Raw genomic sequence first — 20412 nt, 5'->3', positions numbered from 1 at the left:
GCGCCGCCCGCATGCCTGCCCAGAACCTCGATCACGCCGCCCGGAGGCGCACGTATGCCACAGACGACGAACGGACAGCACACCGGGGAACTCCCCGATCCGAGGCCGCGCAGGGCGGGTGGCGGGGTCGTCCCCGTGCTCGCCTTCGCGGGCATCACCGTCGCGGTGATGCAGACCCTGCTCGTCCCCGTCATCAAGGACCTGCCCGCCCTTCTCCACACCGACCCGTCGAACGCCACCTGGGTGATGACCGCGACGCTGCTCGCGGGGGCCGTCTCCACCCCGATCATGGGGCGGCTCGGTGACCTCTACGGCAAGCGGAGGATGCTGCTCGCCAGCCTCGCCGTGATGGTGGCCGGCTCATTGATATGCGCCTCCACCGACGACCTCGTGATCATGATCGTGGGACGCGCGCTCCAGGGCTTCGCCATGGGCGCCATCCCGCTGGGCATCGGCATCATGCGCGACGAGCTGCCGCCCGAGCGGCTCGGCTCGGCGATGGCGCTGATGAGCTCCTCGATCGGGGTCGGCGGCGGCCTGGCGCTGCCCGCCGCCGCGCTGGTCGCCCAGCACTCCGACTGGCACACCCTGTTCCTCGGCGCGGCCGGTCTCGGTGTGCTGTCGATGGCGCTCACCGTCCTGGTCGTGCCGGAGCCCACGCTGCGCGCGCCCGGCCGGTTCGACCTCGTCGGCGCGCTGGGGCTGTCGCTCGGCCTGGTCTGCCTGTTGCTGCCCATCACCAAGGGCAGCGACTGGGGCTGGACCTCGGGCAGCACCCTCGGGCTGATCGGCGCCTCGCTGGCGATCCTCGTCCTGTGGGGCCTGTTCGAGCTGCGCAGCCCGGCCCCGCTGGTCGATCTGCGGACCACGGCCCGGCGCGAGGTGCTGCTCACCAACCTCGCCTCGATCATGGTCGGGGTCGCCTTCTACGCCGTCTCACTGGTCCTGCCGCAGCTGCTCCAGCTGCCGGCGTCGACGGGGTACGGCCTCGGGCAGTCGATGGTGGTCGCGGGGCTGTGCGTGGCGCCGCTCGGCCTGACGATGATGCTCGTCGCCCCGCTGTACGCCCGGCTGTCCGCCCGCCGGGGCCCCAAGGTCTCGCTGATGCTCGGCATGCTGGTCATCGCGATCGGTTACGGGGCCGGGCTCGGGCTGATGAGCGCCGCCTGGCAGACGGTGGTGATCGCGGTGATGCTCGGCGCCGGCATCGGGCTCGCCTACTCCTCGCTGCCCGCGCTGATCATCGGGGCCGTCGATCCGTCGGAGACGGGTGCCGCCAACGGCCTGAACACCCTGATGCGGTCGATCGGTACGTCGGTGTCGAGCGCCGTGATCGGCATGGTGCTGGCCAACACCTCGGTGCGCAGCGGCGGGGCGGTGCTGCCCTCGATGGAGGGGTTCCGCATCTCGTTCCTGATCGCGACGGGTGCGGTGGTGATCGGGCTGGTGCTGGCCTCGTTCCTGCCGTCGCGGCGCGAGGCGATGCGCCCGGCGCTGCTGGCGAGCAGCGCCGGGGACGCCCAGGACCCGGCCCCGGTACCGGGCACCTCCCGCCCTGTCGCCGGTTCGGGCGGCTTCCGCGGCCGGGTGCTGGACGGGGGCGGCGCCCCGGTGGTCCGCGCCAACGTCACGCTGATCGACCACCGGGGCCGGCAGGCCGGTCTCACCGTGACGGACGAGGACGGCCACTACGCGCTGGCCGCGCCGCACGGCGGCGACTTCGTGCTGGCCGGGTCCGCGACCGGGTACACGCCGAGCGCCCGCCCGGCCGCGTACCCGGGCGACGGCCTGCCCGTCGACGCCGATCTGGTGCTGGGTGTCAGCGCACCGGAGCGTCGAACCGCGGTGTCGTCGTGAGCAGATGAGAGACGTCCGACCCCGCCGGGAGCTCCTGCGGCTGCGCGCCGCGGGTGAACAGCCGGGCGGGGCGGGCGCCCTGCACCCGCGCCTGGCGCCCGTCGACCCGCAGCCACGATCCCTCGCGCAGGCCGAGCACCGGTACGTCGTTCTCCTCCAGGAATTCGGTGAGCCGCTCCTCGCGGGTCTCGCCCTTGTGGGTGCTGGCCGGGTCCGGGTCCAGGTAGTGCGGGTTGATCTGGAACGGGACGAGGCCGAGCGTCTCGAAGGACGGCGGCTGCACGATGGGCATGTCGTTGGTGGTGCGCAGGGTGGGCGCTGCCATGTTCGTCCCGGCGCTGGCCCCCATGTACGGCAGTCCGTTGCGTACCGCCTCGGTCACGGCGTCCCGCAGACCGGTCCGGTACAGGGCGCTCAGCAGCCGGAAGGAGTTGCCGCCGCCGATGAACACGGCGTCGGACGCGGCGAGTTCGGCGACCGGGTCGGCGTTCTCGTGGACCCCGCGGACGGTGATGCCGTGGGGTTCGAGGGCCTCGCGGACGCGTGCGGTGTAGGCGGTGTAGTCGGCGAGCGCGTAGGGGACGAAGGCCAGCCGGGCGCCTGCGGGCAGGAAGCCGGTGACGGTGTCGATGGCGTGTTCCAGATAACCGCGGCCGTGCTGGGTGGAGTTGGAGAGCAGCAGCAGATTCATGGGGTTCCTCTTGGTTCTCTTCCGGATCATCAGGCGGTACGGGGGCGACGGGTGCGGGGCTTCGGGCGCTGCGGAGGGTGGGTGAGCCGCCGCTCCAGCAGCTGGGCCGCGTGGCGCAGTGCGTCGAGCCGGTCGTCCGGCGCGTCCCGGAAGAGCTCCGAGGCGCCGCCGAGGCTGAGGCTGCCGTACGGTTCGCGCCCCAGGAAGACCGGTACGGCGACGGTCGCGATGCCGGTGTCGTACTCGCCGACCGTCCACGCGTACCCCTGGGCGCGGATCTTGAGGAACTCCTCCTCCAGCCGGTCCGGGTCGGTGACCGTCCGGTCGGTGAAGCGGGCCATCGGGCGGCCCCGGAAGAGCCGGTGGCGCTGCTCGTCGGGGAGGTACGCGTAGTACGACTTGCTGGTCGCCCCGGCGTGCGCCGGGTAGAGCTCGCCGACCAGCGGGTAGTACCGCAGCGGCCCGGCCTCCCCCTCCTCGGCGGCGACGCACCGCATGTGGAAGCTGTCCGGCAGGCAGAAGAGCACGGTGTCGCCGGTGACCCGGCGCAGCTCCTCCAGGACCGGCCCGGCCAGCAGCTCCAGCGATCCGGAGCGCTCCCAGAGCCTGCCCAGGCGCAGCACGGCGGGGCCGATGCGGTAGCGGCGGGTGACCGGGTCGGAGACCAGGAAGCCGCGCCCGGCGAGGGTGGCGAGCAGCCGCTGGGCCACCGAGGTGTCCCAGCCGAACTCCTCGGCGACCTCGGTGACCCCCCAGTCGGGCCGGGTCCGCTCGAAGGCGAGCAGCACCAGAAGCGCCCGGTCGACGGTTTGCAGGGCTCCGGCGGGGGTGCGCCGGTCCAGATCGAAGTCCGCCATCGTCATCTCACCATTCAGACCTGAATTGCAAATAACGGGAAACAGTTGCGTTCAACGCTATCCGATCCCGAATGTGGCCTCAGCACCCCGCCCCGCGCTTCCCCCGCCGGACAGGCCCCAGCGCCGGCCCGGGTGCCCGGATGAGCGAGAAAGGCCCCCCATGTTGAAGTACGTGCTGGACATCGTCGATCTTCTGGACGATCCCCAGGTCAATGGCAAGACGGTCGTCGAGTACCTCGACTCCGTGAGCGGGACCGAGGGCTCGTCCGCACAGGTCACCACGGTCGCCGGCGAGCAGGGCTCTACGGACTTCGTGATGGTCCGCATCCCGGGCTCGCACGGACGTACGTCCGGTGGCAGCGCCCGCACGCTGGGCGTGGTGGGCCGGCTCGGCGGCATCGGCGCCCGGCCCGAGGTGACCGGTCTGGTCTCCGACGCCGACGGCGCCGCCTCGGCGATCGCCACCGCCGCCAAGCTGCTCGACATGCGCCGCCGCGGCGATGTGCTGCCCGGCGACGTGATCGTCGCCACCCACATCTGCCCGGACGCGCCGACCGAGCCGCACGACCCGGTGCCGTTCATGGGCTCGCCCGTGGACATCGCCACCATGAACCGCCACGAGGTGACCGGCGAGATGGAGGCCGTGCTCTCCATCGACACCACCAAGGGCAACCGGATCATCAACCACAAGGGCCTCGCCCTGTCGCCCACCGTCAAGGAGGGCTGGGTGCTCCGGGTCAGCGAGCAGCTCGGCGAGCTGCTGGCCGTGGTGACCGGTGAGCCGTTGGTCACGTACCCCGTGACCACGCAGGACATCACCCCGTACGGTAATGGGGCACACCACATCAATTCGATCCTGCAGCCCTCCACCGCGACGGCCGCCCCGGTCGTCGGCCTGGCCATCACCTCGGCCGCCGCGGTGCCCGGCTGCGGTACGGGCGCGAGCCACGAGACGGACATCGCATCCGCCGCCCGCTACGCCGTGGAGGTCGCCAAGGCCTTCGGCGGCGGTCAACTGGACTTCCACGACGCGGTGGAGTTCGACAACCTCGTCAGCCGCTACGGGTCACTGACGCACCTGCAGACCTTCGGCCGTACACCCCAGGAGTCCTGATGGCAGCCACCCCGCAGGCCGAGGCCGTGGCCCCCGAGGCCAAGAACATCGGCAGCGACGACTACGCGCTCTCCCGTGTGCCGCGCGACAAGCGGTTCGGCTTCTGGTCGATGCTGCTCCAGTGGCTCGCCCAGTCCGGCTCGATCTCGCAGTTCACCCTCGGCGCCACCATCGGTGTCGGCATGACTTTCGGGGACGCCTTCCTCGCCTTCACGCTCGGCGCGGTGATCCTGGAGATCGTGATCTTCGCGATCGGCCTGGCCGGTATGCGCGAGGGCCTGGCGACCCCGATGCTGACCCGCTGGGTCGGCTTCGGCCGCAACGGCTCGGCGCTGGTCAGCTTCGTCATCGCGGTCAGCCTGGTCGGCTGGTTCGGCGTCCAGAACACGATCTTCGGCAACAGCGTCTCGGCGCTGGTCGGCGGCCCGTCCTGGATGTGGTGCGTGCTGGCGGGCATCGCCATCACCGCGCTGGTGATCTTCGGCTTCAAGTACATGGCCGTCTTCGCCAAGATCGTGACGCCGCTGTTCTTCGCGATGGTCGCCTGGTCGATCATCTCGACGCTGAAGGACCACTCGCTCAGCGAGCTGATCCACTCGCCGCCGCCCGGCCAGACGATCCCGCTCGCCGTCGCCGCCACCGCCATCGCGGGCGGCTACATGACCGGCGCGATCGTGTCCCCGGAGATGACCCGGTACAACCGCAAGGGCTCGCACGTCTTCCTGCAGAGCGCCTCGTCGATGATCCTCTCCGAGTACATCGTCGGCCTGACCGGCGTGCTCCTGGGGCACCTGGTCAAGAGCAACGAGGTCTCGCACATCGTGCTCTCCACCTCCGGCGCCTTCGGCGTCATCGTGGTCCTGATGTCCACCGCCAAGATCAACGACTGGAACCTGTACGGCTCCTCGCTCGGCGTCGTCAACTTCTTCCAGGTCGTCTTCGGCAAGCGGATCCACCGCGGCGCGGTCACGATCGTCCTCGGCATCGCGGGCACGGTCCTGTCCGCGGTCGGGATCATGACCCACTTCACCGAGTTCCTCTCCATCCTCGGCGTCGCGATCCCGCCGATCGGCGGCATCATCGTGGCCGAGTACTGGGTCGTGAAGAAGATGCGCAAGCCGCTGGACGAGACCCGCGAGTCCGAGACCCTGCCGAAGACCTCGCCGACCTGGGTCCCGATGTCCATCGTCATCTGGATCGCGGCGTTCTGCGTCGGCAAGTTCTACGACGGCGGCATCCCGGCCCTGAACTCCCTGGCCACCGCCTTCATCCTGTACAGCGCCCTCGGCCTGCTGGGCTGGGTGAAGCCGTACGGCACCTCCACCCTGGACGACGAGGACGACACCGCCGCCCCCGCCGCCCGCGCGACAACCCCCGTGGGAGCAGCATGACCACCGCCGGTTTTTCCGTCCCCTTCGTCCCGGCCTCCGACCAGGCCCAGGACGAGGCCGTCGAACTCTGCGCCGAACTGATCAGGTTCGACACCTCCAACCCCACCAGCAACGAGCGCGCGAGCGCCGACTGGGTGGTGGGCCGCCTCGCCGAGGTGGGCATCGAGTCCGAGCTGGTCGAGTCCGCCCCGGGCCGCGCCAGTGTCATCGCCCGGATCGCGGGCGCCGACCCCGAGCGTGGTGCCCTCCTGGTCCACGGCCACCTGGACGTCGTCCCGGCCGACGCCTCCGAGTGGCAGGTCCCGCCGTTCTCCGGCGAGATCCGCGACGGCTACCTGTGGGGCCGCGGCGCGATCGACATGAAGGACACGGTGGCCGTCATGCTGGCCACCGCCCGCCACTTCGCCCGCACCGGCACCAGGCCGTCGCGCGATCTGGTCCTCGCCTTCCTCGCCGACGAGGAGGCGGGCGGCAAGTTCGGCGCCCACTGGCTGGTCGAGCACCGCCCGGAGCTGTTCGCCGGGGTCACCGAGGCGATCGGCGAGGGCGGCGGCTTCTCCTTCGCCATCGACGACACCCGCCGCCTCTACCCGATCGAGAACGCCCAGCGCGGCATGGCCTGGATGGAGCTCACCGCCACCGGCCGGGCCGGCCACGGCTCCTCCCCCAACGACGAGAACGCGGTCACCGACCTCGCCGAGTCGCTCACCCGGATCGGCCGCGAGACCTTCCCGATCCGGCTGATCGAGCCGGTCCGCGCCCTGCTGGAGGAGGCGGCCCGCCTCTACGGCGTCGAGTTCGACGAGGACGACATCGAGGGCAGCCTCGCGAAGCTGGGCCCGGTCTCCGACTTCATGCAGGTGGTGCTCCGCAACTCCGCGAACCCCACCATGTTCAACGCCGGTTACCAGACCAACGTCATCCCCGGAAAGGCGACCGCCCGGGTGGACGGCCGCTTCCTCCCCGGCCACGAGCAGGAGCTGATCGACACCATCGACAAGCTGCTGCTCCCCTCGGTCACCCGGGAGTGGGTCAACCACGACATCGCGCTGGAGACGACGTTCGACGGCCCGCTGGTCGATGCCATGTGCGAGGCCGTGCGTGCCGAGGACCCGGACGGCCACCCCGTCCCGTACTGCAACCCGGGCGGCACCGACGCCAAGGCCTTCACCCACCTCGGCATCCGCTGCTTCGGCTTCAAGGGCCTCAAGCTCCCGCACGACCTGGACTACGGCCGCCTCTTCCACGGCGTGGACGAGCGCGTCCCGCTGGAGGGCCTGCGCTTCGGCGTCCGCGTCATGACCCGCCTCTGGCAGAGCTGCTGACCTCACGACCCGACCGAACCGCCCTGACCCGGGCTCACCCCTCGTACGCCCCCGCCGACACCATCGGCGGGGGCGTACGGCACGATGGGGCGCCGTCGAAACACGTACCCCTCGCCACCGTCCCCACCAGGAGGAACCCGTGCCCGCCGAGTCCGTCGTCGAGCCGTCGCCCGAGATTCTCGCCGCCTTCCAGGCCGCCAAGGGCTTCATGCCGGTGGGCGAGGGGCTCGCGCTGTACGCGGCCGCCACCGAGGCCGCCGCGCTGGGGCTGCCCGTCCTGGAGGTCGGTACGTACTGCGGGCGCTCCACGATCCTGCTCGCCGACGCGGCGCGGGCGGCCGGTGTGACGGCCCTCACCGTCGACCACCACCGGGGCAGCGAGGAGCAGCAGCCGGGCTGGGAGTACCACGACCCGACCGTGGTGGACCCGGAGGTCGGGCGGATGGACACGCTGCCGACCTTCCGCCGGACCCTGCACGCGGCAGGTCTGGAGGACCACGTCGTGGCGCTGGTCGGACGGTCCCCGCAGGTCGCGGCGGTCTGGGGCGGGAAGCTCGGGTTCGTCTTCATCGACGGCGGCCACACCGACGAGCACGCGAACGGCGACTACGAGGGCTGGGCGCCGCATGTCGCCGAGGGCGGGCTGCTGGTGATCCACGATGTGTTCCCGGATCCCGCGCACGGCGGCCAGGCCCCGTACCGCGTCTACCTGCGGGCGCTGGAGTCCGGCGCGTTCACCGAGGTGTCCGTGACGGATTCGCTGCGGGTGCTGCGGCGTACCGGAACCGGCATCTGAGGGCAGCCGCCGGGGTGCCCGGATAGCATCGCGTGGTGCCGTACGACGAGAGTGTTCCCCCCACCCGGCGCCGCCGGTCCCTGCTCGCCGCCACCGCGCTCGTCGCCGTGTGCCTGACCGCCGCGGGCTGCGGTGCGGGCGACGTCGGCGGGACACGGGCCGAGCCCCGGCAGGGCGGTGGCGGTACCTCGGCCCCGCCGCCGTCGAAGAGCGCTCCGGCGCCGGAGAAGGAGAAGACGTCCGCGTCCCCCACACCCTCCGCGAAGGCATCGAAGCCCACGGGCGGCGGGGCCACCGGGCCGCTGTCCGGGAAGACCGTCGTCATCGACCCCGGGCACAACCCCAACAACCATCTGCACACCGGCGAGATCAACCGCCAGGTGGACATCGGCACCACGCACAAGGAGTGCGACACCACCGGCACGTCCACCAACTCCGGTTACGCGGAGGCCCGGTTCACCCTCGACGTGTCGCACCGGCTGCGCACCCTCCTCCAGGAACAGGGCGCGAAGGTCGTGCTGACGTACGACAACGACCGCGCGTACGGGCCGTGTGTCGATGAGCGGGCCCGGATCGGCAACGAGGCGCGGGCCGATGCCGTGGTCTCGGTGCACGCGGACGGTTCCGCGGTCGGCAACCGAGGCTTCCATGTGATCCTTCCCGCGTCGGTGCGGGGCGGGAAGGCCGACACCTCGAAGATCGTCGAGCTCTCACGCGATCTCGGAACCAGGATCGCCGGTTTCTTCGTCCGCGATACCGGAAGTGCACCTTCCAATTACGTCGGCGGCAATAGCGGGTTGGACACCCGAAAGGATCTGGGCGGACTTAATTTGTCGACCGTGCCCAAAGTGTTCATCGAATGCGGCAATATGCGTGATCCGAAGGACGCTGCACTGCTGACCAGTTCAGGCTGGCGCCAGAAGGCGGCGCAGGGCATCGCCGATGGCATCAGCAGCTACCTCAACGGGTAGCAAGAGATAGTTCTGAGGCGATATTGGGGGGAAGTGCGTCCGAGGGCCGGGCAGGGGCACAACCCGGCCGGGCAGACGATAGATTCATCCGTACGATGGGGAGCCGCCCCCGAGCTTCACGTTGTGCCCGCCGTACCCGTACAGGCGGCAGCGACGACCGCCCCGACGAGACGACCGACTAAGGACCTTCACGTGAATATCCGCTCCCTCACTCGAGGCGACGGCGTGGTGATCGGAGCAGCGGTGGTGCTGTTCATCGCCTCTTTCCTCGACCTCTCCGGCTTCGACTGCCCCGCGGGCATCAACTGCTCCAACTACAACTCCCCGAACGCCTGGGACTCGCTCAGTGTGCTGATGAGCATCTTCCTGGCCGGGATCATCGGTGCGGCACTGGTCGTTGTCGGCCGTTCCATGCCGGCCCGCAAGGTCGTCGGTCTCGACCTCGGTCAATTCGGTGCCGCCTTCTGTGTCTTCGCGCTGTGGTCGGGCTTCTGGACGACCATCGACGCCCCCGACGCGGGCGCCGGAATGATCCTCGGCCTGCTGGCCACGATCGCGCTCGCGGGCGGCGCGATCGCCACCCCGCTGGTCCCCGCGCTCAAGGCCCCGCTGGTGAGCGCCCCCCGCCCGCAGGCCGTGCAGCCGCCGTACGGCGGCCAGCCGCAGCCCGGCCAGGGATACGGCTACCCGGGTGCCCAGCAGCCCTCGTACGGCGGCCAGCCGGGTCAGCAGCAGCCCTACGGTGCGCAGCCGCAGCCCGGCCGGCCGGAGCCGCAGCCCCAGGGGAACGCCCAGCAGGCTCCCGCGGCGGGTGCGCCGGCCGGTGACTTCACCCCGTTCTGGTTCGCGGTGCCGGTGGCCCGCCCGCTGTACGGGGAGGACGGTTCGCCGTCACCGATCGCCGAACTGGCGCCCGGTACCTGGTACCTCGCGGTGGAGCAGCGCGGTCCGGGCCTGATCGCCCAGACCCAGGACGGCCGTCGCGGCGTGCTCCAGGACACCACGGGCATCCAGCGAGGCTGAGCCCACCACACGCGGTACGACAGCGGCCCTCCGCCCCTTCCGGGCGGGGGGCCGCTGCCGTACCCTCCGTCCGTACCTCATTCTCTGACGCATCGTCAGAACTACTGGGAGGCGGCGGACATGCGGCTCGGACTGGCGCTCGGATACTGGGGCCGCGGCCCGAACCCCGCCCATCTGGAGCTGGCCGGGGAGGCCGAGGCGCTGGGGTACGCGTCGGTGTGGACGGCGGAGGCCTGGGGCTCGGACGCCTTCACCCCGCTGACCTGGATCGCCGCCCACACCTCCCGGATCCGGCTGGGCACCGGCATCGCGCAGATGGCGGCGCGCACCCCGACCGCGACCGCCATGCACGCCCTCACCCTCGACCATCTCTCCGGCGGCCGGATGATACTCGGCCTCGGGCTGTCCGGGCCGCAGGTGGTGGAGGGCTGGTACGGGCGGCCGTTCCCGAAGAGCCCGCTGACCGCGACCCGGGAGTACGTCGACGTCATCCGCCAGGTCCTGGCCCGCGAGGCCCCCGTCGAGCTGGACGGCCGGTTCCACTCCCACCCGTACAACGGTCCGGACGCCACCGGTCTGGGCAAGCCGCTGAAGCCGATCACCCATCCGCTGCGGCCGGGGCTGCCCGTGCTGCTCGGGGCGGAGGGGCCGAGGAACATCGCGCAGACGACAAGGATCGCCGACGGCTGGCTGCCGCTGTACTGGTCGCCGATGCGCACCGATGTGTACGAGGCCTCGCTCACGGACCTGCCCGAGGGGTTCATGATCGCGCCGATGGCGCGGGCCCGGGTCTGTGACGATGTCGCCGAGGGGCTGCTGCCGGTGAAGGCGATGCTCGGCTTCTACATCGGGGGGATGGGCCACGCGGCCCGTAACTTCCATGCCGATCTGATGGCGCGGATGGGGTTCGAGGAGGAGGCGCGGCGGATCCAGCAACTGTTCCTCGAAGGGCGCAAGCAGGAGGCGGTACTGGCGGTACCGGACGCCTTCGCGGACGAGATCTCGCTCGTCGGGCCACGTGAACGGATCGCGGAGCGGCTGGAGTTGTGGCGCAAGGGACCGGTCACCGATCTCCTGGTGACGGCACCGGACCCGCACACACTGCGGGTGCTCGCGGAGCTCAACTAGGGCCTGGGCGGGCCGGATCGGTCGGCCAGGTGGCGGCCGGGCGTCCGCTCCGTCGTGTCGCGGTGCGCTCCCAGGGCTGGGGGTCGGGGTAGGTCAGGAGTTGCAGAGTGCTGCCCCACGGGGTGCGCAGATACGCGAACCGGTTGTGCTCCCCCGCCTCGGGGCCCGGCAGCGGCTGCGGTCCGGCGAGCAGCGAGGCGCCCGCGGCCACGCAGTCCCGGACGGCCGCGTCCAGGTCGTCGGCGTACAGCGCCACGTGCTGCCAGCCGAAGTCGCAGGGCCGCGCCGGGGGTTCGCGACGGGGGCCCTCGAACTCGCAGAGCTCGATGCCCGGACCGCCGCCGGGGAGGGCCAGCATCCTGACCGCCAGTTGCTGGGTGCCCGCCGGTACGCCGAGCCGACGCTCGACGTCCGGGCCGCCGTTCGGGCCGTCCTGGCGGCGCAGGGTGTCGTAGAGCACCTCGGCGCCGAAGGCCCTGGTGAGGAAGAGGGTTGCGGTCTCCAGGTCGGGGACCGTCACCCCGATGTGGTCGATGCCTCGCACGCTTGTGGCCGTCATGGCTTCACCGCTCCTGTCCCGGGGCTGCGCCGATGGCCCCGTCCGCCCCGGAGCGGGCCCGCTCCGGGATCGTGCCCCCGCGTGACCAGGCCAGGAGTTCACCGGCCGGCCAGGTGGTGACGACGCGTTCCGCCGGGACCAGGCACTCCTCGGCCCGGGCGCAGCCGTGGATCTGCCAGTCCAGCTGTCCGGGCGCGTGGGCGTCGGTGTCGATGGCGAAGAGGGTGCCCGCAGCGACTGCGCGGCTCAGCAGCCTGCGGGGCGGGTCGAGCCGTTCCGGCCGGCTGTTGATCTCCACCGCGGTGCCGGCCTCCGCGCATGCGGCGAAGACCGCGTCCGCGTCGAACCGGGACTCCGGGCGTTTCCGGTCCGCGACCAGCCGCCCCGTGCAGTGCCCGAGGATGTCCGCCCGCGGGTGGCGGACGGCCGCGATCAGGCGCCTGGTCATCGCTGCCGGGTCCATCCGGAGCTTGGAGTGGGCGGAGACCACCACGACGTCCAGCCGCTCCAGCAGCTCGTCCTCCTGGTCGAGTGAGCCGTCGGGGAGGATGTCGCACTCGATGCCGGTGAGCAGCCGGAACGGCGCCCACCGCGCGTTGAGCTCGGCGACCGCGTCCAGCTGGCGGCGCAGCCGGTCCGGGGAGAGTCCGTTCGCCACGGTCAGCCGGGGCGAGTGGTCGGTGAGGGCCGCCCACTCGTGGCCCAGCTCCGCCGCGGTGCGGCCCATCTCCTCGATCGGGCTGCCGCCGTCCGACCAGTCGGAGTGCAGATGGCAGTCGCCGCGCTGGAGGGCGAGGAGCTCCTCGCCGCCCTCGGCGGGCCGGGCCGTGGCCTCCGCCTCCGCCTCCGCCTCCAGCCGTTCCAGATAGCCGGGTACGTCCCCGGCCACCGCCTCCCGGATCACCTGCGCGGTCTTCGGGCCGATGCCCTTGACCGCCTCCAGCGAACCGGCCGCCGCACACCGGCCCGCCTCGCCGTCCGGCATCGCGGCCACCGCGTCGGCGGCAGCGCGGAACGCCCGCACACGGTAGGTGTCGGCCCTGCCGCGTTCGAGCAGGAAGGCGATCCGTTTCAGGGCGCGGACGGGCTCCATCGGCACCTCCACGGGGCCGCCGGACACTTACGGGCTCTCCCATCCAGCTTCGCTCAGCCCGGCCCGGCCCGCACAGCGGCACCGGGTGACCGCTCAGCCGAACGCGGCGCGCTCCAGCCAGAAGTCCAGCAGCTCCGCGTCACCGAGCACCTCGACCCGGTCGCTGTCCGGCGCCAGGCGCCGGTTGAAGACCAGCATGACGTCGGTGAGCGGGCCGCGCAGCGCGACGGTGGCCTTCTCGTGGGCGCGGCGCCAGGCGAAGCCGTCCTCGCCGAACTCGATCAGCCATTCGGCGCCGGGCACGTCCGTGGCGTGCAGATGGATGGAGCGCCCGGCCCCGGTCAGCTCGGCGGCCTCCCTGTCGCCCGCGGCCCGCACGAAGGCGACGATCTCCAGCCACTCCTCGATCGTGTCGGCGGCCAGCTCCGGCGCCACCTCGTACCCGGTCCGCGCGGTGAGCGCCGCGTCGGCGTGGTGGACGATCGTCTCGTGCGCCATCCGGCGTGCCCAGAAGCCGGTGCTCCCCTCCCAGCCCCAGGACCACACCTTCTGTTCCGGGCCCGCGGCCCGCAGCTCCTCGACGGTTCCGGCCGCGCCCTCCGCCAGCCAGGCGTCGAGCGCGGCGGGGTCGTCGCTCCCGGGGGCGGAGTCCGGTACCCGCTCCGGCGGGACCACCTCGGTGGCCCGGGTGCGTACGATCTCGCCGACCCAGCGATGGGCCCGGCCGACGTGGAGAACGAGCTCGCGCAGGGTCCAGTCCGGGCAGGTCGGGACGGTGGCACCGAGGTCCGCGCCACGGATCGTGGCTCTCAACGCGTCGGTGCGGGCGATGATTTCGTCACAGTACTGGTCGTGCGTGAGTCGGCTCATGCCACGCACCCTAGTTCGGTCACGGGCCGAACCCCACCGATTACCCGCCGAGCTGCGAGGCGCTTGGCACCTTGTCCTTCACCTCGGCGCCCGCGCTGCTGCCGGCCGATTTGATGCTGTTGATCACGCCCTCGAAGGCGCCGATGTCACCCGCGCCCGCCTCGCCCTTGCGGAGCTTCTCGCCGAGCCCCTTGAGCGATTCGATGCCCGCCGTCAGCGGCGCGACCGCCTTGGACAGCAGCGGATCGCCCTTGGCGTTGGCCACCGCCGCCTTCAGCCGGTTGTAGGTGAAGCTGCCCGCGAGCCCGGCCTTGACCAGGGCGAGCGTCCGCCCGTCCGCGCCCTTCTTGAACTTGCCCGCCCGGTACGGCTTCACGATCCACTGGTACGTCGCACCGGCCGCGAGCCCTGCGTTGGCGACGAACCGCGCCTTGGCGAACTTCTGCGCCTGGGCCGACGACGTGCCGCTCGGGGACGCGGAACTGCTCGCGCTGTTGCTGTCGCCGCCACCGCACCCTGCTGCGCCCACGACCAGGGCGCAGCACAGCAGCGGCGGGACGACGAGACGGCGCAACGGTGCGGAACCGGTCACGGCGGAACTGGGCACAGCGGGCCTCCCTGGCCGGGCACATCAGGGCGATCTCTACGGTGAGTGACGAAATTAGCCACTCTCGGTAAGGTTCGCCCGGCCCTGGACGGCGTGCCACTCGGGCAACGCCGTCCGGGTCCCGATCCGTCCCCGGACAGGACCTAACGGCAGCAGTCCGGCTCCAGTCCGCGCGGCAGGTGTGCGCCGCCGAAGACCTCCGCGGTCGCCTCGTCCCCGCCGAGCGCGGCGACGGCGAGCAGCAGCGATCCGGCCGTCCAGGTGGTGAGCTCCTGGGGCCAGAAGTCCCGGTCGCCCTCGAAGACGTAACCGGTCCAGTACATGCCGCCCTCGGCGCGCAGGTGCTGGATGGACTGGAGGATCTCCAGCGCCCGGTCGGACTCGCCCATCACCCAGAGCGCCAGGGCGAGTTCACAGCTCTCGCCGCCGGTCACCCAGGGGTTGGGCAGCACGCAGCGCACCCCGAGGCCGGGGACGACGAAGCGGTCCCAGCTCTCCTCGATGCGCTCCTTGGCGGCCGCCCCGGTGAGCGCGCCGCCGAGGACCGGGTAGTACCAGTCCATCGAGTAGTGGCTCTTGTCCAGGAAGCGTTCCGGGTGGTTGCGGATCGCATGGCTCAGCGCTCCGGTCGCCAACTCCCAGTCGGGCTGCGGCTCCTCGCGCCGTTCGGCGATGGCGAGCGCGCAGCGCAGCGCCTGGTGGATGGAGGAGCAGCCGGTCAGCAGCGCGTCGTCGACGGGGGTTCCGTCGGCCTCGCGCTTCCAGCCGATCTGGCCGCCGGGCTGCTGGAGCCGCAGGACGAACTCGACGGCGGCGTAGACGGTCGGCCACATCCGGTCGACGAACGCGTCGTCACCGGTGGCGAGGTAGTGGTGCCAGACGCCGACGGCCACGTACGCGCAGAAGTTGGTCTCCAGCGAGCGGTCGGTCGGTCGGTCCGGGTCGCCGTCGTGGTACGCGGCGTACCAGGAGCCGTCCTCGTTCTGGTGCCGGGCCAGCCAGTCGTACGCGCGCTCCGCGGCGGCGTGTTCGCCCGCCACGTCGAGGGCCATGGCGGCCTCGGTGTGGTCCCACGGGTCGAGGTGGTGGCCGCGGAACCAGGGCAGGGCGCCGTCCTCGCGCTGCACGGCGAGGAGGGCCGCGACGGTCTCGGCGGCCTGCTCGGCGGTGAGGACCCCGGGCAGTACGAGGTGCTCGGTCTGCTCGGGAACGGTCACGCCTCGGCCTTGGTGAGGTCCTCGGCTGCGGCGGCCACGGGCAGGTGCGGCTTGGTCGCGTACGCCACGAAGCTCTTGCCGACGACCGGGTTGAGCAGCTGCTCGGCGACCCGGGTGGCCATGGGCTTCTTCATGATGTCCCAGACCAGCAGCTTGTGGTACGCGCGGACCGGCAGCGCTTTGTCGTTGTCCACGCCGAAGGCGCACTTGAGCCACCAGTACGGCGAGTGCAGGGCGTGGGCGTGGTGGGTGCCGTACGGCTTGAGGCCGGCTCCGCGGATCTTGCCGAGCAGTTCGTCGGCCTTGTAGATGCGGATGTGGCCGCCCTCGACCTCGTGGTAGGCGTCGGAGAGCGTCCAGCAGACCTTCTCGGGGCCGTAGCGCGGCACGGTGATCGCGATCCGGCCGCCGGGCCTGAGGACCCGGACCATCTCGGCGAGTACGCCCTTGTCGTCGGGGATGTGCTCCATGACCTCGGAGATGATCACGACGTCGAAGGACTCGTCGGGGAACGGCAGGTTGAGCGCGTCGCCCTCCATCGCGGTGGCGGTGGCGCCCTCGGGGGCCTCGCCGGCCTCCTTCATCGCGGCGAACCACTTCGCGACCTCGCGGATCTCCTCGCCGTTCTGGTCGAGGGCCACGACCTGGGCGCCGCGCCGGTAGCACTCGAAGGCGTGACGTCCGGCGCCGCAGCCCAGGTCGAGCACTCGGTCACCTGCGGCGAGCGGGAAGCGGGTGAAGTCCACGGTCAGCACGAATGCCTGCTTTCGCGGTCGGGGGGAGGGCGGGGGCGGGTACGACGGGAACGGTCGGCGGTGTCAACGACGGCGGCCGGGGCGCGTGGCTCCGTACCGGGCGGCGATCGCCTCGCGGTAGAGGGCGGCGGTTCCGATGGCGGCCTGCTTCCAGGTGAAGCGGGAGAGCACCCGCTCGCGGCCCGCGGCGCCGAGCCGGGTGCGCAGCTCCGGGTCGCCGAGCAGCCGGGCGAGCGCGTCGGCCAGCGCCCCGGCGTCGGCGGGCGGGACGGCCAGGCAGGTCTCGCCGTCCGGGCCCGCGACCTCGGGGATCGCGCCGCCGGTGGTGGCGACGAGCGGGGTGCCGGTGGCCATGGCCTCGGCGGCGGGCAGCGAGAAGCCTTCGTACAGCGAGGGGACGCAGGCGATCTGGGCGCCGCGCACCAGGTCGACGAGCTCGGCGTCGCTGATGCCCTTGACGAACTCGACGGCGTCCTGGAGTCCGTGCCGCTCGATGGCCTGGGCGACCGGTCCGTCCTCGGCCCGCTTGCCGACGACCACGAGGTGCGCCTTCGGGTTCCCGGTACGGAGCTTGGCGAGCGCCTCGACGAGGTGGACGAGGCCCTTGAGCGGGACGTCGGCGCTGGAGGTGGTGACGATCCGGCCGGGCACCTCGGCGACCGAGGGGTCCGGCGACCAGAGGTCGGTGTCCGCGCCGATGTGCACGACGTGGATGCGGCCTGGGCGCACCCCGAGGTGGTCGACGATCTCCTGCTGGGAGGAGCCGGAGACGGTGAGCACCGAGGGCAGCCGGCGGGCGACCCGCTTCTGCATGCGGGTGAAGCCGTACCAGCGGCGTACGGAGGCGCGTCGGCGGCGGGTGTCGGCGGCGTCCAGGTCGAGCTGCCGGTCGACGGTGATGGGGTGGTGGATCGTGGTGACGAGCGGGGCGCCGAGGTCCGCGAGCAGCCCGTAGCCGAGCGTCTGGTTGTCGTGGATGACGTCGAACTCGCCGCGGCGGGCGGCGAGATGGCGCCGGGCTCGCAGGCTGAAGGTGAGCGGTTCCGGGAAGCCGCCGGTCCACATGGTGGCGACCTCGGCGGCGTCGATCCAGTCGCGGTACTCGCCGCGCTTCGGGGTGCGGAACGGGTCGGGCTGGCGGTAGAGGTCCAGGCTCGGCAGTTCGGTGAGCGGGACGCCCTCGTCGAGCACCGGGTAGGGCTGGGCGCCTATCACCTCGACGCTGTGGCCGAGGCGGGCGAGCTCGCGGGCGAGGTGGCGTACGTAGACGCCCTGGCCGCCGCAGAAGGGGTTGCCCTTGTAGGTGAGGAGTGCGATGCGCAACGGGCGGTCGTCGGCGGTGCCGGACGTGTCGCTGCCCGTTCGGGGGCCCGACTCTATGGCCTCAGCGGTCACACTCGGCCCCCTTCTCCCTGCGTGTTCGCCGGAGCGTAACCGCTCACGCTAATCTAGAACAAGTTTCAGACTGGATCGTTCAATGAGCTACGAATCTACCGGCAGGTAGCGTCGGTGCAACGGCCGGATCAGGTGATTCGCGCCACCACCGGGCACGCTGGCATGCTGTGCGCCCCCGGGAGACCGAGCGCCTCCCTCCGGTCGCGGACAGAAGCCATGGATGGGGACACATGACAGCTGAGGCCAAGTCGGCATCGCCGCCCCTGACCGAACGCCAGGAGGCCCGCCGCCGCCGCATCCTGCACGCCAGCGCCCAGCTCGCCGGCCGGGGCGGTTTCGAGGCGGTGCAGATGCGCGAGGTCGCGGAGGAGGCCGGGGTCGCCCTGGGCACGCTGTACCGCTACTTCCCGTCCAAGATCCATCTGCTGGTCGCCACCATGCAGGACCAGCTCCAGCACATGCACACGACGCTGCACAAACGTCCCCCGGCCGGCACGGACCCGGCGCAGCGGGTCGCCGACACCCTGATGCGGGCCTTCCGCGCGCTCCAGCGCGAGCCGCATCTGGCGGACGCGATGGTGCGGGCGCTGACCTTCGCGGACCGCAGCGTCAGCCCGGAGGTGGACACCGTCTCGCGGATCACCACGGCGATCATCCTGGACGCGATGGGCCTGGAGCATCCGACGCCGGAGCAGCTGTCCGCGGTCCGCGTCATCGAGCACACCTGGCACTCGGCGCTGATCACCTGGCTCTCGGGGCGGGCGTCGATCGCCCAGGTGAAGATCGACATCGAGATGGTCTGCCGGCTGATCGACGTGACGAGGCCCACGGAAGCCCACTAGCACATCCAGACCCCGTTTCGCGGCGTTTTCATCACACTCCTCTCACCGTTCTGACCGAAAGGGCCACAAGCGGCTACTTACCATGGTCATGACCAGTACCGATGGAGAGGAAGACATGGCTGACCAGTCAGTAACCGCAGGCGGCGCAGCGGGCATGCAGGCCCCGGGCGGACCGGGATTCGGCGCCCAGCCGCCGGCCGGTTACGGGTACCCCGGCGGTGCTGCGCTGCCCAGCGGCAAGGCGACCGCCTCGATGGTTCTCGGCATCCTCGGCCTGGTACTCATCCCGATCATCCCGCCGATCATCGCGCTGTGCCTGGGCATCTCGGCCAAGCGGATGGCCGACCGGGGCGAGGGCGGCGGCCGCGGCCAGGCGGTCGCCGGCATCGTGATGGGCAGCGTCGGCATCGCGTTCGCAGTGCTCGGCATCATCGTCGCCACGGTCCAGGGCATCGGCGCGATGTAACGGGCCACCGCCCAGAAATCGCGCACCGCGTACCGGCCGCGCCGGGGAACCGTACGATCCGGTTCCCCGGCGCGGCTTCGGCGTTTCCGGGCCCATGTGCGGCCCCCACATGCGCATCGTGTCAGGTGGGGCGGTCTGCACCATGTCGACGGCTCCACGGTGTTCATACGGTTCGGCGACATCACATGAACACGCCGAGGAGCCGGTCACCATGCGTCGCAGAGCCAGAGGCACCGCCCGTCACCGCAGATCCCTCCACGCCGCCGTCGCGCTGACCTCCGCCGGTCTCGTGCTCGCCGGGTGCACCGCCGCCGGGAAGGCCGGTGAGAGCGACTCCGGCGGGGGCTCGAAGGACGGCACCGTCAAGGTGGGTCTTGTGTACTCCCGGACCGGGCTCCTCGCGGACTACGGGAAGCAGTACCGGGACGGGTTCATGGCGGGCCTGGACCATGCCACGAAGGGCACCGGCAAGGTGGCCGGGCACCGGGTCGAGGTCACCGAGCAGGACGACGCGGGCGACCCCGGCAAGGCGGTCTCCGCCGCCAAGAACCTGATAGGCAAGGGCTACAAGGTGCTGGCCGGCACCACCGATTCCGGCGTGGCGCTCCAGATGGCGCCGCTCGCCGCCCAGAACAAGGTGCTGTACATCAGCGGCCCGGCCGCCACCGACGCCGTGACCGGCATCAACGAGTACACCTTCCGCTCGGGCCGGCAGTCCTACCAGGACATCCTCACCGCCGGGACGATGCTCGGCGAGGCCAAGGGCAAGAAGGTCACGGTGCTGGCCCAGGACTCCACGTTCGGCCAGGCCAATGTCGCCGCCGTGAAGGCGGTCCTCGGCGCCAGGGGCGCGAAGGTCGGCTCCGTACTGGCTCCGCCCAGCGCCACCGACCTGACCCCGTTCGCCCGGCAGGTCAAAGCGGGCGGGCCCGATCTGGTCTTCGTCGCCTGGGCCGGCTCGACCGCGCCCGCGCTGTGGACCGCGCTGGACCAGCAGGGCGTGCTGGAGGCGGGCAAGGTCGTCACGGGCCTGGCCGGAACGGCCTCGTACCCGGTCTTCGGCGACGCCGGCTCCAAGGTGTCGTTCCTGGCGCACTACTTCCCCGGCGCGGGCGGCGGCAACGCCGTGGAGAAGTCCATGATCGACGCGGTCGGGAAGGCCGGCGGCACTCCGGACCTGTTCACCCCCGACGGCTTCACCGCCGCGCAGATGGTGGTGCGCGCGATCGAGGAGGGCGGCGCCACCGACACCGCCGCCATGGTGAAGGCCCTGGAGGGCTGGAGCTTCGACGGGGTGAAGGGCAAGGAGCAGGTCCGGGCCGAGGACCACGCCCTGGTGCAGCCGATGTTCGTCGCGAAGCTCAAGGGGAAGGGCGCCGCTGCCCGGCCGGAGCTGGTGAGCACCGCGCCGATGGACGAGGTGGCGCCGCCCGCCAAGCCCTCGGCGGGCTGACC

Annotated in this window: 20 protein-coding genes; 11 read left to right on the top strand and 9 right to left on the bottom strand. The window is 71.6% G+C overall.

Annotation, left to right across the window (positions count from 1 at the left end; genetic code table 11):
- Positions 1 to 54 precede the first annotated feature (54 nt).
- Positions 55 to 1857: an MFS transporter gene (locus tag OG842_RS27730; protein WP_328512572.1), complete on the top strand. Its 1803-nt coding sequence runs from the start codon at positions 55 to 57 to the stop codon at positions 1855 to 1857.
- Here the strand turns inward: OG842_RS27730 and pepE are convergent.
- Positions 1820 to 2548, bottom strand: coding sequence for a dipeptidase PepE (gene pepE / locus OG842_RS27725; protein ID WP_266737089.1), 729 nt, complete (start codon positions 2546 to 2548; stop codon positions 1820 to 1822). The genes OG842_RS27730 and pepE overlap by 38 nt on opposite strands.
- Before the next feature lie 29 nt (positions 2549 to 2577).
- Positions 2578 to 3405, bottom strand: a complete 828-nt coding sequence (locus tag OG842_RS27720) for an IclR family transcriptional regulator (RefSeq protein WP_266737091.1) — start codon at positions 3403 to 3405, stop codon at positions 2578 to 2580.
- Positions 3406 to 3565: 160 nt separating this feature from the next.
- Between OG842_RS27720 and OG842_RS27715 the strand changes: the two genes are divergently transcribed.
- The 7 genes from OG842_RS27715 to OG842_RS27685 all read left to right on the top strand — a co-directional run bounded on the left by OG842_RS27715 (position 3566) and on the right by OG842_RS27685 (position 11153).
- Positions 3566 to 4519 carry a DUF1177 domain-containing protein gene (locus tag OG842_RS27715; RefSeq protein WP_266737092.1) on the top strand — a complete coding sequence of 318 codons (954 nt, stop codon included), beginning with the start codon at positions 3566 to 3568 and terminating at the stop codon, positions 4517 to 4519.
- The gene (locus OG842_RS27710) at positions 4519 to 5910 is read left to right on the top strand and encodes a cytosine permease (RefSeq protein WP_266737093.1); all 1392 of its coding nucleotides are present in this window, start codon (positions 4519 to 4521) and stop codon (positions 5908 to 5910) included. The genes OG842_RS27715 and OG842_RS27710 overlap by 1 nt, the downstream gene beginning before the upstream one ends.
- The gene (locus OG842_RS27705) at positions 5907 to 7235 is read left to right on the top strand and encodes a M20/M25/M40 family metallo-hydrolase (protein ID WP_328512571.1); all 1329 of its coding nucleotides are present in this window, start codon (positions 5907 to 5909) and stop codon (positions 7233 to 7235) included. Before OG842_RS27710 ends, OG842_RS27705 begins: the two co-directional genes overlap by 4 nt.
- 208 nt (positions 7236 to 7443) lie before the next feature.
- Positions 7444 to 8031, top strand: coding sequence for a class I SAM-dependent methyltransferase (locus tag OG842_RS27700; RefSeq protein WP_328512687.1), 588 nt, complete (start codon positions 7444 to 7446; stop codon positions 8029 to 8031).
- A gap of 35 nt (positions 8032 to 8066) precedes the next feature.
- The gene (locus OG842_RS27695) at positions 8067 to 9002 is read left to right on the top strand and encodes an N-acetylmuramoyl-L-alanine amidase (RefSeq protein WP_266737096.1); all 936 of its coding nucleotides are present in this window, start codon (positions 8067 to 8069) and stop codon (positions 9000 to 9002) included.
- A 192-nt stretch (positions 9003 to 9194) separates the two neighbouring features.
- A complete protein-coding gene (locus OG842_RS27690) occupies positions 9195 to 10025 on the top strand; it encodes a hypothetical protein (RefSeq protein WP_266737098.1) in 831 nt (276 codons plus the stop codon).
- A gap of 120 nt (positions 10026 to 10145) precedes the next feature.
- Positions 10146 to 11153, top strand: a complete 1008-nt coding sequence (locus OG842_RS27685; RefSeq protein ID WP_266737100.1) for an LLM class F420-dependent oxidoreductase — start codon at positions 10146 to 10148, stop codon at positions 11151 to 11153.
- On the opposite strand, the gene OG842_RS27680 is transcribed toward OG842_RS27685, so the two are convergent.
- From OG842_RS27680 to OG842_RS27650, 7 genes are all read right to left on the bottom strand, one after another.
- Positions 11146 to 11712, bottom strand: a complete 567-nt coding sequence (locus tag OG842_RS27680) for a VOC family protein (protein ID WP_266737102.1) — start codon at positions 11710 to 11712, stop codon at positions 11146 to 11148. The genes OG842_RS27685 and OG842_RS27680 overlap by 8 nt on opposite strands.
- Positions 11713 to 11716: 4 nt before the next feature.
- On the bottom strand, positions 11717 to 12805 hold the full coding sequence (locus OG842_RS27675; protein WP_328512570.1) for a PHP domain-containing protein: 1089 nt from the start codon (positions 12803 to 12805) through the stop codon (positions 11717 to 11719).
- Positions 12806 to 12898: 93 nt separating this feature from the next.
- Positions 12899 to 13675: a maleylpyruvate isomerase family mycothiol-dependent enzyme gene (locus OG842_RS27670; protein ID WP_328512569.1), complete on the bottom strand. Its 777-nt coding sequence runs from the start codon at positions 13673 to 13675 to the stop codon at positions 12899 to 12901.
- A 40-nt stretch (positions 13676 to 13715) separates the two neighbouring features.
- Positions 13716 to 14267: a hypothetical protein gene (locus OG842_RS27665; RefSeq protein ID WP_266737383.1), complete on the bottom strand. Its 552-nt coding sequence runs from the start codon at positions 14265 to 14267 to the stop codon at positions 13716 to 13718.
- A 158-nt stretch (positions 14268 to 14425) separates the two neighbouring features.
- Positions 14426 to 15499 carry a prenyltransferase/squalene oxidase repeat-containing protein gene (locus OG842_RS27660; protein WP_328512568.1) on the bottom strand — a complete coding sequence of 358 codons (1074 nt, stop codon included), beginning with the start codon at positions 15497 to 15499 and terminating at the stop codon, positions 14426 to 14428.
- A complete protein-coding gene (locus OG842_RS27655) occupies positions 15496 to 16254 on the bottom strand; it encodes a class I SAM-dependent methyltransferase (RefSeq protein WP_266737108.1) in 759 nt (252 codons plus the stop codon). The genes OG842_RS27660 and OG842_RS27655 overlap by 4 nt, the downstream gene beginning before the upstream one ends.
- Positions 16255 to 16317: 63 nt before the next feature.
- Positions 16318 to 17649, bottom strand: a complete 1332-nt coding sequence (locus OG842_RS27650) for a glycosyltransferase family 4 protein (RefSeq protein WP_266737109.1) — start codon at positions 17647 to 17649, stop codon at positions 16318 to 16320.
- Positions 17650 to 17879: 230 nt separating this feature from the next.
- Here OG842_RS27650 and OG842_RS27645 point away from each other — a divergent pair, with 230 nt between their 5' ends.
- The 3 genes from OG842_RS27645 (at position 17880) to OG842_RS27635 (ending at position 20410) form a co-directional block, all read left to right on the top strand.
- Positions 17880 to 18491 (top strand): TetR family transcriptional regulator, encoded by a 612-nt coding sequence (locus OG842_RS27645; protein WP_266737110.1) that lies wholly within the window; start codon positions 17880 to 17882, stop codon positions 18489 to 18491.
- Between the two features lie 115 nt (positions 18492 to 18606).
- The gene (locus OG842_RS27640; protein WP_328512567.1) at positions 18607 to 18957 is read left to right on the top strand and encodes a DUF4190 domain-containing protein; all 351 of its coding nucleotides are present in this window, start codon (positions 18607 to 18609) and stop codon (positions 18955 to 18957) included.
- A gap of 211 nt (positions 18958 to 19168) precedes the next feature.
- Complete coding sequence (locus OG842_RS27635; protein WP_266737114.1) at positions 19169 to 20410, top strand: substrate-binding domain-containing protein; 1242 nt, start codon at positions 19169 to 19171, stop codon at positions 20408 to 20410.
- The last annotated feature ends 2 nt before the right edge of the window (positions 20411 to 20412 follow it).

It is taken from the genome of Streptomyces sp. NBC_00376, from assembly GCF_036077095.1.
GTDB lineage: Bacteria > Actinomycetota > Actinomycetes > Streptomycetales > Streptomycetaceae > Streptomyces.
The sequence above is the reverse complement of the archived record's forward strand: the minus strand, read 5'-3'. Positions and strand labels throughout refer to the sequence as shown.

Excerpts from the sequence above, each read along its gene's own strand:
- OG842_RS27730 (WP_328512572.1), top strand. The coding sequence starts at position 55 with ATGCCACAGACGACGAACGGACAGCACACCGGGGAACTCCCCGATCCG.
- pepE (WP_266737089.1), bottom strand. The coding sequence starts at position 2,548 with ATGAATCTGCTGCTGCTCTCCAACTCCACCCAGCACGGCCGCGGTTAT.
- OG842_RS27720 (WP_266737091.1), bottom strand. The coding sequence starts at position 3,405 with ATGGCGGACTTCGATCTGGACCGGCGCACCCCCGCCGGAGCCCTGCAA.
- OG842_RS27715 (WP_266737092.1), top strand. The coding sequence starts at position 3,566 with ATGTTGAAGTACGTGCTGGACATCGTCGATCTTCTGGACGATCCCCAG.
- OG842_RS27710 (WP_266737093.1), top strand. The coding sequence starts at position 4,519 with ATGGCAGCCACCCCGCAGGCCGAGGCCGTGGCCCCCGAGGCCAAGAAC.
- OG842_RS27705 (WP_328512571.1), top strand. The coding sequence starts at position 5,907 with ATGACCACCGCCGGTTTTTCCGTCCCCTTCGTCCCGGCCTCCGACCAG.
- OG842_RS27700 (WP_328512687.1), top strand. The coding sequence starts at position 7,444 with ATGCCGGTGGGCGAGGGGCTCGCGCTGTACGCGGCCGCCACCGAGGCC.
- OG842_RS27685 (WP_266737100.1), top strand. The coding sequence starts at position 10,146 with ATGCGGCTCGGACTGGCGCTCGGATACTGGGGCCGCGGCCCGAACCCC.
- OG842_RS27680 (WP_266737102.1), bottom strand. The coding sequence starts at position 11,712 with ATGACGGCCACAAGCGTGCGAGGCATCGACCACATCGGGGTGACGGTC.
- OG842_RS27675 (WP_328512570.1), bottom strand. The coding sequence starts at position 12,805 with ATGGAGCCCGTCCGCGCCCTGAAACGGATCGCCTTCCTGCTCGAACGC.
- OG842_RS27670 (WP_328512569.1), bottom strand. The coding sequence starts at position 13,675 with ATGAGCCGACTCACGCACGACCAGTACTGTGACGAAATCATCGCCCGC.
- OG842_RS27645 (WP_266737110.1), top strand. The coding sequence starts at position 17,880 with ATGACAGCTGAGGCCAAGTCGGCATCGCCGCCCCTGACCGAACGCCAG.
- OG842_RS27640 (WP_328512567.1), top strand. The coding sequence starts at position 18,607 with ATGGCTGACCAGTCAGTAACCGCAGGCGGCGCAGCGGGCATGCAGGCC.
- OG842_RS27635 (WP_266737114.1), top strand. The coding sequence starts at position 19,169 with ATGCGTCGCAGAGCCAGAGGCACCGCCCGTCACCGCAGATCCCTCCAC.